The sequence below is a fragment of the uncultured Sphingosinicella sp. genome, from assembly GCF_963974575.1.
Classification (GTDB): Bacteria; Pseudomonadota; Alphaproteobacteria; order Sphingomonadales; family Sphingomonadaceae; genus Sphingosinicella.
Genome location: NZ_CAXBBQ010000015.1, coordinates 12,100 through 24,767, shown reverse-complemented (window position 1 = coordinate 24,767; position 12,668 = coordinate 12,100). Strand labels below are relative to the sequence as shown.

Genomic DNA, 12,668 nt, shown 5'->3' with positions numbered 1-12,668 from the left:
GGACATCTTGTACAAATATATTCTTTAAATATTTGATTTTACATTGTTATTATTAAAATTTCACTTTCCTCCGTCTCCGCCAGAAAAAACCATGAAAAAGCCATGCAGCGCCGCCGATTCGGCCTTACGGCCATCGCCTTTATCGCGCGCGACGTTGAACCGTGGGGATCGAGCATCATCCCCGCTTCTGATCCGACATGTGTTGACGGCGCGCACCCGCCTTCCCCGACGGATGGCGGGGATTTCCAATAAGGTCTCACAAGTCAGCCCGCGATGAGCGTGCCGCTGCATGTGCTTGACGGATCGCCGATCAGCACGCAGATCGCTGGCCGATTGGGTGGTGAGGAGAGCTTGCTTTCGCTTGCCGCCGCGCTCCAAAGCGCACGGCCGTGGCGGGACACGCGGCCGCCGGTCTCCGCCACATGAACCGGAGCTTCCGTATGACTGAGTTGCTTTTGAACCCGCTCAAAACCACCCACCCGCAGGGTGGCCTTCCTGCCGACGCGCATCTCGAACCGATGGCGATGCTCGCCGCCTGCCCGGCCTATGCACAGACGCCGCTGGTGCGACTGCCCGGCCTCGCGCGCCGCCTGGGCGTTGGGCAGGTGCTCGTGAAGGACGAGAGCAAGCGCATGGGGCTCGGCAGCTTCAAGGCGCTGGGCGGTGTCTATGCGGTGTTCAGCGTCGTACGCGCGCGCGCCGAGGCCACGCTCGGCCGCACGCTCGATCCTGCCGACCTCGTCGGCGAAGAGGTTCGCGCCATCGCTTCGGACATGCATTTCGTTTGCGCCAGCGACGGCAATCACGGCCGCGCCGTGGCGGCCGGATCACGGCTCGTGGGTGCGCACTGCTCGGTCTATCTGCACGCTGGTGTTACCGAGGAACGCGCCGACCATATCCGGAGGCAGGGCGCGGCGATCGTGCGCATCGACGGCACCTATGACGATTCGGTCGAGCAGGCACGGCGCGATGCGGCGCGCACAGGCGCCATCCTCGTTTCCGACACCGCGGACGCACCGGAATGCGCGGACGATCCGCTGCCCGTTCGCGTGATGCAGGGCTACACCGTGATCGCCGAAGAAATCCGCGCGCAGCTTTCACCCGGCGAACAGCCGACGCACCTGTTCGTCCAGGCTGGTGTTGGCGGGCTTGCCGCGGCGATGGCCAGCCGGTTCAGCAGCAGCCCCCACGCGCCGCGCATCATCGTCGTCGAGCCGGACAGCGCCGACTGCCTTCTGGAAAGCGCCCGTGCCGGCGGTGCGACCGAGATCGCGCACAGCGCGGAGACGATTTTCGCGATGCTCGATTGTCTGCGCCCTTCGCTGCCGGCGTTCGCAATCCTGAAGGATCGCGTGGACGCCTTTATATCGATAGCGGACACTTACGCTGCCGAAGCCGTCCGCAGCCTTGCCGCCCCTGCAGAAACAGACACCGTCATCCGCGCGGGCGCATCAGGCGCGGCCGGTATTGCCGGCGCACTTGCCGCCACCAACCTCGGATGGCGCGAAGCCATCGGCATGAACGGCGATGCCACCCTGCTTTTCATCATCACGGAAGGCGTGACGGACGAAGGCGAGTTCGAACGACTGACACAGACTGCGCGGTAAGTTGGGGCCGGCCGCACGCCGGCCGGCCTCATGCCTTCGGGAAAAAGGCTGCCAGTTCCGCGAGCACTCCCAGAGCAGGAGCAGGGGCGCGTCTACCAATCGCGGGCGGCGGCATGTCTTCCGCAGCCAGCGTGGCTCGAAATTGCCTCTGCAGAGCGCAGTGAGAATTGGCAGCCAAGCACCACTCACCATGGAGGCAGCTTAAAAATGCGTTTCGATTCCAAAAAAGCTGGACGACTTGCGTTACCCTAAATGTGATTATTCTTACCCCTTCGAACGCTGGAAAAAGCTGTTGGAAAGGGCTCCAAAAGACATGGGCTTTAGCGAAGCAGTCTATTGATCTCCGCAAAGACGGTAACGCGGCGTCTTGGCCTTTCTGGTCTGTCCGGAGTGAGAGAGAAGAGATGATCACTCGCCGACCCACGAGCAACGGAATCGATCTGGCGAACTCTCTCGTCTCCCGCCGTCATATTCTGGGTGGAATGGCGTTGACGGGCGTTTTCGCCGGCACCTCTTCGACCCGGGCCGTCGCCCAACCCTCCGAGCGGTGGGATGTCATCGTGATCGGCACGGGTGTGTTCGGGGCGTGGACGGCCTGGAACTTGCAGCGCAGAGGGCGGACCGTGCTGCTCGTCGATGCCTGGGGCGCTGCGCATAGCCGGTCCTCGTCCGGCGGTGAGACGCGCCTTATCCGCACGGAGTACGCGGGCAATGCGCTGTATACCCGCTGGGCCTGGGAATCGCTTGCAGAGTGGCATGAACTGTCGCGTCGCCATGAAAGCCCGATCTTCCTCGAAACGGGCGCGCTTTACATCTACCCCCAGGATAACGCGAAGATCGACGAGAGCATCGCGCTCCAGCGTGGGCTCGGCATACCGATCGAAAAGATGACGGCCCCCGAGATGGCGAAGCGCTGGCCACAGATCGACTTCAGCGGCATCGCAGTGGGCGTGATGCAACCGACGATGGGCGCGCTGATGGCGCGCAGGAGCGTTCAGAGCCTCGTCTCCGAGTTCGTGAACGCGGGCGGAACCTATCGGACTTTGGCCATCGATCCGCCACGAGCCAAAGGACCAGCACTCGATTCGATCTCAGGCGGTGGCGAAACGCTTCATGCGAACTCTTACGTCTTCGCCTGCGGCCCATGGCTCCCCAAGATGTTTCCCCACGTCATCGGAAGCCGTATCGTTCCAACCCGTCAGGAGGTGTTCTTTTTCGCGCCGGACGCCGGCGATGCGCGCTTCGGACATGCGAACCTTCCAGCGTGGGTCGATGTCAGCAGCGCGGACCTCCATTACGGCTTTCCGGACATCGAAGCGCGCGGCTTCAAGATCGCGCTCGACAAGCATGGCCCGAAAACAGATCCGGACCGCAACGACCGCCGGGTGACCGATCAGGGCATTCACGACGTTCGAAATTACCTTCGGCGGCGCTTTCCCGATCTCGCTGATCGCCCGCTCTCGGAAGCGCGGGTCTGTCAGTACGAAAACAGCGACAACGGCCATCTTCTGATCGACCGGCACCCGCTTTGGGCAAATACATGGATCGTGGGAGGCGGCAGCGGACACGGCTTCAAACATGGTCCTGCCGTCGGGCGCTACGTGGCTGAGCATGTGCTAGGGGAAGGCAAGAGCGAACCCGACCTTGCCTTGAGCGCACACCGGCCTCACGACTGAAGGAGAACGCGAATGATGAAGCTCGTCTCTGTGGCAGCCCTGCTCGTATTCTCTGCCGTGGCAGCAAGCGCGGACCCTGCGACGACACCATCCCTGCCAGGCTATACGATGCCGTCCACGCATATGTGGGACATGAAAGCCGACACGGGCGAGATTTACCGGATCTTCGTGTCCTACCCGATTGAAGGTGAACCACCGGCGGACGGTTATCCCGTACTCTATGTGCTGGATGGCAACGCGAGCTTCGCATCCTTTGCCGAAGCGCGGCGCTTGCAAGAGTTCTACCCCGTCGGGAAATCGATCATTGTCGGCGTCGGCTACCCGACCGACAAGACATATGACGTTAGACGGCTCAACGACCTGACGCCGCCGCTCCTCGATCCGCCGCCGACGCAATGGCGATGGCTGGCGAAGTACAAAAGCGGCGGCCGCAAGGAATTCCTGAATTTCCTGACCGGCAAGCTGCGCACCGAAATCGGCAGGCGCCACAAGATCGACCCCGAGCGCCAGTCCCTGTTCGGGCATTCGCTCGGCGGACTGTTCGGCCTTTATGCGCTCTACGCCCGGCCCGATGCCTTCCATTCGATCATCGCGGCAAGCCCCTCCATCGAATGGAACGATCAAGGCGTGCTGGGCGAGGAACGGGAATTCACTGCGCGGCTCACGAACGGCAAGATCGGCAAGACGAGCCGCTTGATGATCGTGGTGGGCGACCGCGATGTCGATGACGATCCCGAACCCGCACGCGCGCTCGCCGACCGGCTCGACCGTCTTTCAGGTCACGGCCTGCGTGTCCGCTTCACGCGCTACGAGAACGAAGGCCACATGAGCGTGCCCGCCCGGTCCGTGACCGATGTGCTGAGATTCGCTTTCGAAATCCGCTGAGGAGCGCGGTCAGGGCGGCGGCGGCGCGTTGTTCTCAGAGCGCGCGCGCGGCAGCAGGCATATCATCGTCGCCGCGATCAATCCGCCGACACCCATCGCAAGCGAAACGATCAGCAGGCTATTTCCGCCGGCAAACAGCGCCCCCGCGACGACCGGACCCAGCGCAGAGCCGCCGCGCCCGATGCCGATGACGAACCCGGTTCCGCTGGCTCGCAGCGCCGCCGGATAGGTCTGGGCGAAGATCGGGTACATGCCGACGACCCCGGCATTGACGAAGAATGCCGCCACGGCAGCGGTGATCGAAAGCCGCGTGAGATCAGCGCCGACGAGGCCGAAGGCACCGATCGCGAGGAACCCGGCCAGCATCGCACCGGCAACGAGGGGGCGCAGGTTGAAACGCTGGCTCGCGAGGCCGATGACCAGGGCGCCCGCGAGATTTCCGACATTGGCCGCGACAAGCACGCGGCCCGCCTCCGCCGCGTCGAAGCCGAGATCGACGACGATCTTCGGAATCCATTTCTGGATGTAATAGAAAAACAGGATCTGCGCGAAATAGGCCGCTGTGAGCAGGATCGTCACGCGCGCATAGTTCTGAGAAAAGAGCGAACCGATTGACGGCTTCACCACCTGTTCCGGCGGCGGGGGCAGCATATCGACCGCCGCGTGGCCAAGTTTCCGCAGCGTTTTATTGACGCTTTCAAGCGCGCCCGCCGGTCGCCGCGCAATCAGCGATTCGATCGATTCCGGCAAAAAGAAAACCACCAGTGGAATCATCGCGGCCGTTGCCGCCGTGCCGAGCATGAAGACGGATCGCCAGTCGCCTGTCATCTCCAGCAATGCCGAAGCCACCAGGCCGCCGGAAATGGCGCCCACCGAATAGCCTGCGATATTCAGCACCATATTGAGGCCGCGCCGACGATCGTTCGAGAACTCGGCGACCATCGCGCTCGTCGACGAGATCATGCCGCCGATGCCGATGCCTGTTAGAAATCGCACTGCCGAAAGCGTCATCACGTCGTTTGCGAACAATGCGGCGGCCATACCCAGCGTCATCACGATCAGGCAGGAAAGTATCGTCGGCCGCCGCCCGATCCTGTCGGCGATGTTGCCGATGAGCACGGAGCCTGCCGCCATGCCGAACAGTTCCATCGACAGAACCACGCCCAGCGTCGCTCTATCGACACCCCACTCGGCCGCGATGCCGGGCGCCGCGAAACTGATCGCGAGCACATCGAACCCGTCGAGCGCGTTGAGCGCGATGCACAGCGCGACGACGACAATCTGCACCGGCCGCATAGGCGAGGCTGCCAGCATCGCCCTTGGGTCATTGTTCATGCTGCCCCTCCCCCGCCGAACGCGCGCCGGATCGGCCGCCCGGATTCTTCGTTGAATCTGGATACGCGGGTTACAGCGTCGCCAGATGCCTTGCGACGATCGCCGCCATTTCGGCACGCCGCTCGAGACAGCGTGACACCGGCCCCACCACCACTACGGACAGGCGCCGATCGCTGCCCGGCAAAGGCAGGGCTACGCCTGCCAGATCGGGCGTGTATTCGGCGTTGCTCTGGTGCCAGCCGCGTTCGGCGGCGCGCGCCAGCTTCGCTTCCACCGCCTGCGGCGTGGTGGGCGTGGCGGGCGAATAAGCGGTAAAATCGATCTTGCGATACAGGCGCTCGCGCTCGTCCGGGCTCAGCTGTGCGAGGAGGGCGCGCCCCGCCGAGCTTGCATGGATCGGCACCCTGTCCCCGACGCTGGCGAAATAGCGCACCGGCTGACGCGACTCCGCGACATCCACGAAAGTCGCGAAGATGCCCGCGGGCGCCGAGATCGCCGTCGTCTCTCCCGTGGCTTCCATCAGATCGCGGGCCAGCCGCTGGAACCGTTCGGGCAGCGGCTCTGCGCGCGTCACTGCTTCGGCGAGCACCAGCCAGCGGGGACTGGGATAGTAACTGCCGCGCCCGCGCGGTTCGTAGAGATAGCCCTTGGCGGCGAGCGTACCCACCAGCTTGAACGTGCTCGAACGCGGCCAGCCGAGGTCCCCGGCCATCTCGGCGGGCGTCGCCGGCTTCAGCCGCTTCGCGAAATATTCTAGAATTTCCAGCACATTGGCTGCTTGCCGCACGATCATCTTGGTTTTCGCCTAAAGGGTATTGCAGCCTCCCGTATGGCCGAAGCGGCGCGCCCGGAAAAGCCGCAAGCACCTTCGCTCACCGTGCCGTGAAGCCGCCGTCGACCGGCAAGGCGACGCCGGTGACGAAGCTCGCCTCGTCGGAGACCATCCAGAGCACCGCGTCAGCTACCTCGCCGGCCTTCACGAGCCTGCCCATCGGCACGGCGGCGACGATCTTGGCCTCGTTCGCCGCGGCTTCCGCCGGATCTCCGCTGCGGCCGGTGAAGCCGACCTTCATCGGCGTATCGGCAAGGCCGGGGCAAACCACGTTGACGCGGATATTATCGGACGCGAAGGCCAGCGCGAGGCTCTTGCCGAGCCCCACGACGCCCCACTTCGCAGCGGAATAGATCGGGCTCATCATCGAACCGACGAGGCCGGAGATCGAGGAGGTGAACACGATCGCGCCACCGCCGCGCGCGCGCATGTGCGGCGCCACTTGCCCGGCGCCCAATGCCGCTGCAGTGACGTTGAGCGCGATGGCCTTGTCATAGGCGGCGAGATCGAGATTTTCGACCGAGGCCGGGCCAGGCATTCCGGCATGTGCCCACAGAATATCCGCGCCGCCCAGCGCCGCGACGGCGCGGTCGATGCTGTCGGTGGCGCCTTCGGGCGTGGAGAGATCGGCGGCGACCGCAGTCACCCGGCTGTCCCCGAACTCTTCAACGAGTGCGGCAAGCGCATCCGGGTTGATATCGATGGCGGCAACGCGCGCGCCTTCGCGCACGAAACGCTCCACGCCGGCGCGGCCCATGCCGGATGCCGCGGCGGTGACGATGGCGAGCTTGCCCGAAAGGCGCATGGTCTTGTCCTCAGTTTGCGAAGGGATCGGCGAACGTGCCGGTGGTCGAAACAATCGTGGTTTTGGTTTCGAGGAACGGATCGAGCCCCTCGATGCCGTTCTCACGGCCCCAGCCGCTGGCCTTGACGCCACCATAGGGCGTCGACCAGCGGATATAGCGGTAGGTGTTCACCCACACCATGCCTGCCTCGATCCGCGCGGCGACGCGGTGCGCGCGGCCCGTGTCGCGTGTCCACAGACCGGCGGCGAGACCGTAGGGTGTCGAATTGGCGATGGAGACCGCCTCGTCTTCACCGTCGAAGGGGATGATCGCGGCCACCGGCCCGAAGATTTCCTCCTGCGCGATCCGCATGTTCGCCGAAACCCCGGCGAACACGGTCGGTTCAACGAAATAGCCTCCGCCAAGACCATCGCGATCGATGCGGGCGCCGCCCGTTACCAGTTCGGCGCCCTCCGCGCGGCCGATCGCGACGTAGGAAAGAGTCTTGTCGAGCTGCTGCTGATGCGCCTGCGGCCCCATGTGCGTCGCCGGATCGAGCGGCATTCCGACACGCACGCGCGCGGCGCGTTCGCGGAACGCCTCCACGACCCTGTCGTAGACAGGCCGCTCGACGAGGACGCGGCTGCCGAGCGCGCAGCTCTGGCCGCAGAGCGCCCATGCCGAGCCGGTCGCCGCATTCAGCGCCTGATCGAGATCGGCGTCGGCGAAGAGGATGTGGGGGGCCTTGCCGCCGAGTTCGAAGGTGCAGCGCGTCAGCGTGTCCGCGCCCGCCTTCAGGATGGTCTTCGCCGTCGTCCCCTCGCCCGTGAAGCTGATCTTGGCGACATCGGGATGTTCCACCAGACGCGCGCCCGCGACCGGGCCGTCACCCGGCACGACGTTGACGACCCCGGGCGGAAAACCGGCCTCCTCGAAAAGATGCGCCAGCGCCAGCGACGAGGCCGGTGTCTGCTCCGCCGGCTTCAGCACGACAGTGCACCCCGCTGCGAGCGCCGGGCCGAGTTTCCACGCCGCCGCCATCAGCGGCACGTTCCACGGTGTGATCGCGCCGACCACGCCCACGGGATGCCGCGTGGTGAAGGCGTGAACGCTGTCGTCCATCGGAATGGTGCGCCCGCCGAGCTTGTCGGCGAGCGAGGCAAACCAGTGATAATATTGCGCGTGCAGCCCGATATCGCCGCGCGATTCACGCACGGCGCGGCCGTTGTCGCGCGTTTCGACCTCGGCGAGCGCGCCTACGCGCGTTGCATAGAGGTCCGCGAATTTCCGCAGCAGCGCAGCGCGCTCCCACGGCGGCATCGTCCGCCACGGCCCCTCGAACGCCGCCTTCGCAGCCGCAACCGCCGCATCGATGTCGCGCGCGCCGCCGTAAGCCACGTCACCCCACGGCTGGCCCGTCGCCGGATCGATGCTCGGCCGGACGCCGCCATCGCGCGGGGCCACCCACGCGCCGCCAATGAAAAGACGATCGAAACGGAAACCGGTCGGCATCGCGACTCCCCATATAATTTCTATTTGTGGACATTTTTGTCTCTGTTTAGGAATAGAAGTCAAGACGGAGACGCGAACGATGCTGGCTTTGCTGGAAGGAATACGGGTAATCGAGGTGGGCGCCGTGGTGCTCGGCCCCTACGCGGGTCAGCTGCTCGCGGACCTCGGCGCCGACGTCATCAAGGTCGAGCCGCTGGAGGGGGATATCGCCCGCCATGCCCACCCACGCGGCCAAGGCGGCGGCGCGCTTTTCGTGAACAACAACCGCAACAAGCGGATGCTTGCGATTGATCTGAAGGCAGACGCAGGCCGCGCGGCCTTCGCAGAATTGCTGAAAACCGCGGATGTGCTTTTCCATAACATGCGCATCGACGCCGCCGACCGGCTCGGCCTCGGCTTCGACGCGGTGGCGGCGATCAATCCGCGCATCATCCACTGCGCAGCCGTCGGCTTCGGCCAGCGCGGCCCGTATCGTGATCGCCCAGCCTTCGACGACATCATACAGGCGGTAAGCGGCATCGCCGGCCTTGGCACGGCAACGGGCGGCGACCCGCGTTTCGTCCCCACCATTCTCGCCGACAAGGTCGCCGCGCTTCACGCCGTCTATGGCATCCTTGCCGCGCTCCTCGCCCGCGCGAACGGACGCGAGGGAGCGATCAAGGTCGAGGTGCCGATGTTCGAAGCGCTGGCCGCATTCCTTCTCAACGAGCATCTGGCATCTGCGACGTTTGAGCCGGCCGGCCCCGTCGGCTATCCCCGCATTCTTTCACCCAATCGCCGCCCGTTCCGCAGCGCCGACGGCTGGATCGCGGTGCTGCCCTATACCGACCGCCAGTGGCGCGCGTTCCTCACGGAGATCGGCCGCGACGATGTGGCGGAAGAGCACTGGTTTCGCGATCCCCAGCAGCGTCCCGCACATATCGACGAGCTTTACGCGCTCGTCGCAGAAAGCATGGCCGCACGCACGACCGCGCAATGGATTGCAGCGCTTTCGGCGCGCGACGTGCCGTGCTCGGAAGTGAACAGTCTCGAAGACCTGCTCACCGATCCGCATCTGACCCGGGTCGGCTTTTTCGATGTGCCCGGCGGCTATCCCGAAGGCATCGCCCGCAGCCTGCCGCAAGCCGTGCTGTTCGAAGGCTTCGAACCCCGGCCCGACACGCCGCCGCGCGCTCTCGGCGAAGACAGCCGCGCGATCCTGCGCGAAACCCGAATGCCGGAGGCTGATATCGAGGCGCTGATCGCGGCCGGCGTGATCTGCGCTAGCTGATGATCCTTCTCAGGCGTCTCGCTTGGCAGACCTCAGGACACCAGCTGCATTGAGACAAGACCGCGCTCGGCAGCGATACGAACGGCATCGCGGCGCTTGGCGACACCGATTTTGCGGAAGACCGATTTCAGCCGGTATTTCACGGTATCGGGCGACATGCCGATCAGCCGAGCGATCTCCTTGTTCGAATGTCCCTGGCTCAGATATAGCAGCACCTCGGCTTCCGCCTCGGTGAACGGCCCCTGCCCCGCCACGGTATTCCGGCAGGATGCGAGGGACTTCGCCAGCGTTTTGAGGAACTGGGCGCGGAAACGGTCCACCTGCGTGTCGGCGCGCATGGCATCTTCAAGACAAGGTCCTACAAACTGCCGCGCGTCCACGAACGGCCGGACGATATCCTGGAACATCGCGATGCTGACAGCCTCGTCGAAGTGGTTTCGGGCATCTTCGACCGCGCCAAGCCCGCGCATCGCGGCGGCGGCGAGGATATTGACATCAATGAGAAGCCGCCCTGCCCCGCGCTGATCCGCCCATGCTCGTAAACGCGTGAGTTCCTCCAACGCGGCTTCGTATGCACCGTTGAACAGGCGAAGCCGGACCCGGCACAGCGACGCGGCCACGGCCACGGGGCGATACTGGGGCGAATCCTCTGCCATCATGTCGGCGTAGCGATCGAGCTCGGCCACCCCCGAAGCGGACAGGAAACCGTTAGAAATCTTCAGATCGAGTTCGCAAATGTCCGCGAGCTGCTCGAGCTGGACCAGACGCCTGCGCCCCGCCACGCGCCGTGCCCGCGCCACGACGTCGCACGCCTCGTCGAACGCGCCCTCGCCCGCCAGCGCGCCGGCTTCAGTGAAATAGGCCACCGCATACACATCGACCCAGCCATCGGACTGTTCCATGTGTGGCAGCGCCCATGACAGCAGCTCGCGCGCATCGGCAACGCGGTCCTGCTCGTAGAGCAGCTCCGCCTGAAACGCCGCGCAATTGGCGGCGAGGTCGGACCGGCTCCCGAAATTCTCCGCGATGGCCTGCCAGGCAGCCTGCAGGATCGTTCCCGCCTCTTTCGATCGCCCCTGCCCACGCTTGATCCGGGCTTCGAGGAAACGGGTGAAGAGATCGCTATAGAGCGATCCGCAGGACTGATAATGTTCGCGCGCAGCAAGCGTCGGCTGCAATGCGCGTTCCAGCCAACCGCCCTCGAAATATTTGGCGCCGAGTGTTTCGGAGATGTTCGCAAGCACCAGATGATCGTTTGCCGGGAACTTGCGGAGCAGGGCTTCGCGCGCGAGCAGGTCCTCGAACGTCATCGGCTGATTTTCGTAATCGGTGAGCGTGTCGCCCACGACCTGCATTTCGATGCGGATGGCAGCCGACAACTCCGCTTTTTCGACTTCGGCAGCGAGACGATCGTATTCGGCGCGCGCCGCGCCCAACTCGCCCAACTTTATCTGGAGATACACCTGCGCGAGCACGAGACCCGGACGCGAACGGATGAGTGCGCCCGGCAGCTTGGAGAGGCCGCGTTCGACAACGCCCAGCAAGCCCTGCGGTATCAAGCGCCATCCGCCAGCTTCCTCGATGATGTTGGCCAGCAGCAGATCGTCGGATGCAAGAATCGCGTGGTTCACGGCGTCGGCCACCATGCCGCGTTCGGCAAGCCACTGTGCGATTCGTCGCTGAAGGGCACAGTAGCCGGCGCGATCAGATCGTTCGAAGCGGTCTCGGAGATATTCGGCGAACAGCTGATGATAGCGGTATTCTCGTCGCTCCCACGTCACCGGCGCCAGAAACACGCCCTGCTGTTCCAGCCGTTCCAGTACCAGCCAGCCGTCCTCCCGGTCGCATAGCAGATCAACCATCCCGCCCGTCAGCCGATCGAGCAGCGCCGTGCGGATCACGATCTCCCGCGTCTCCTGCGGAAGCGTCATCAGCACCTGCTCGGAAAGATAGCGCGCAAGATCGGTGCTGGACCCGCAGTATTCGTCGATCACCCTTCCTGCGTCTGCGCCGCGCTTCAGCGACAGCGACGCCAGTTGCACGGCGATCGGCCAGCCTTCGGTTCGGTCGAGAATGGTTTCGATATCGGAAGAGTCCAGAGGCTGCTCGGTGCGGGCCAGCAGGCTTTCCGTCTCGGCAAGCGAGAATTTGAGCTGGTGCGCCGTGATTTCGAGCACTTGCCCTTCGGCTGCGAGCACGGACTGGCCAAGCCGGGGATAGTCGCGCGATGCGAATATGAAGTGGCAGTTGGCGGGCGCAAGGCGGATCAGCGATTGAAGGAACGCCGCCACCGGCTCGCTGTCGGCGTGGTGAAGGTCGTCGAGGATCAGCACGAACGGGCTCGAACGCCCCGCGAGCCCGTTGACTATCGCAGAGAGAGCGGCACGCGGCGGCAAGTCCGGCGAGGACCTTTTCTGGCTTCCGTCGTGAGCGTCGCTGTGGATCGCGATCAAGAGGTAGCGCACCAGCCGCTTCAGATCGCGGTCATCACGTTCCAGCGTCAGCCAGGCCACCTGCGCCGATGCCGGCGCCAAGCTGTCGCGCCACTGCGCCAGCAGGCTGGTCTTGCCATATCCCGCAGGCGCGTGAACGAGCGTGAGGCGATGGGACAGCGCATGATTGAGTTGGCGCAGCAGAAGGCCACGATGAATCTGCTCACTCATCCATATCGGCGGATCAAATTTTGCGGCAATCACATCCAGCATGGGGCCTCGAACCTCGCGCGCGTGATTTCATTCTACCGAATGGACCAAAGTTACGGGTTGA

Annotated in this window: 10 protein-coding genes; 4 read left to right on the top strand and 6 right to left on the bottom strand. The window is 64.5% G+C overall.

What is annotated here, in order from left to right; genetic code table 11:
• Positions 1 to 263: 263 nt before the first annotated feature.
• Complete coding sequence (locus tag AAC014_RS17760) at positions 264 to 422, bottom strand: hypothetical protein (protein ID WP_339711303.1); 159 nt, start codon at positions 420 to 422, stop codon at positions 264 to 266.
• Between the two features lie 18 nt (positions 423 to 440).
• On the opposite strand from AAC014_RS17760, the gene AAC014_RS17755 reads away from it, so the two are divergent.
• The 3 genes from AAC014_RS17755 (at position 441) to AAC014_RS17745 (ending at position 4,168) form a co-directional block, all read left to right on the top strand.
• Positions 441 to 1,607 carry a diaminopropionate ammonia-lyase gene (locus AAC014_RS17755; RefSeq protein WP_339711301.1) on the top strand — a complete coding sequence of 389 codons (1,167 nt, stop codon included), beginning with the start codon at positions 441 to 443 and terminating at the stop codon, positions 1,605 to 1,607.
• Positions 1,608 to 2,011: 404 nt separating this feature from the next.
• Positions 2,012 to 3,283, top strand: coding sequence for an FAD-dependent oxidoreductase (locus AAC014_RS17750; RefSeq protein ID WP_339711298.1), 1,272 nt, complete (start codon positions 2,012 to 2,014; stop codon positions 3,281 to 3,283).
• A gap of 12 nt (positions 3,284 to 3,295) precedes the next feature.
• Positions 3,296 to 4,168 (top strand): alpha/beta hydrolase-fold protein, encoded by an 873-nt coding sequence (locus AAC014_RS17745; RefSeq protein ID WP_339711296.1) that lies wholly within the window; start codon positions 3,296 to 3,298, stop codon positions 4,166 to 4,168.
• A 9-nt stretch (positions 4,169 to 4,177) separates the two neighbouring features.
• On the opposite strand, the gene AAC014_RS17740 is transcribed toward AAC014_RS17745, so the two are convergent.
• The 4 genes from AAC014_RS17740 to AAC014_RS17725 all read right to left on the bottom strand — a co-directional run bounded on the left by AAC014_RS17740 (position 4,178) and on the right by AAC014_RS17725 (position 8,632).
• Complete coding sequence (locus AAC014_RS17740) at positions 4,178 to 5,503, bottom strand: MFS transporter (protein ID WP_339711294.1); 1,326 nt, start codon at positions 5,501 to 5,503, stop codon at positions 4,178 to 4,180.
• 70 nt (positions 5,504 to 5,573) lie between these two features.
• Positions 5,574 to 6,296 (bottom strand): IclR family transcriptional regulator, encoded by a 723-nt coding sequence (locus tag AAC014_RS17735; RefSeq protein ID WP_339711292.1) that lies wholly within the window; start codon positions 6,294 to 6,296, stop codon positions 5,574 to 5,576.
• Positions 6,297 to 6,375: 79 nt separating this feature from the next.
• Positions 6,376 to 7,140 carry an SDR family oxidoreductase gene (locus tag AAC014_RS17730; protein ID WP_339711289.1) on the bottom strand — a complete coding sequence of 255 codons (765 nt, stop codon included), beginning with the start codon at positions 7,138 to 7,140 and terminating at the stop codon, positions 6,376 to 6,378.
• A gap of 10 nt (positions 7,141 to 7,150) precedes the next feature.
• Positions 7,151 to 8,632: an aldehyde dehydrogenase gene (locus AAC014_RS17725; protein WP_339711286.1), complete on the bottom strand. Its 1,482-nt coding sequence runs from the start codon at positions 8,630 to 8,632 to the stop codon at positions 7,151 to 7,153.
• Between the two features lie 79 nt (positions 8,633 to 8,711).
• Here AAC014_RS17725 and AAC014_RS17720 point away from each other — a divergent pair, with 79 nt between their 5' ends.
• Positions 8,712 to 9,902, top strand: coding sequence for a CoA transferase (locus AAC014_RS17720; RefSeq protein ID WP_339711284.1), 1,191 nt, complete (start codon positions 8,712 to 8,714; stop codon positions 9,900 to 9,902).
• A 32-nt stretch (positions 9,903 to 9,934) separates the two neighbouring features.
• Here AAC014_RS17720 and AAC014_RS17715 read toward each other — a convergent pair whose 3' ends face one another.
• Positions 9,935 to 12,565 (bottom strand): LuxR C-terminal-related transcriptional regulator, encoded by a 2,631-nt coding sequence (locus tag AAC014_RS17715; RefSeq protein ID WP_339711282.1) that lies wholly within the window; start codon positions 12,563 to 12,565, stop codon positions 9,935 to 9,937.
• Between the last annotated feature and the right edge of the window lie 103 nt (positions 12,566 to 12,668).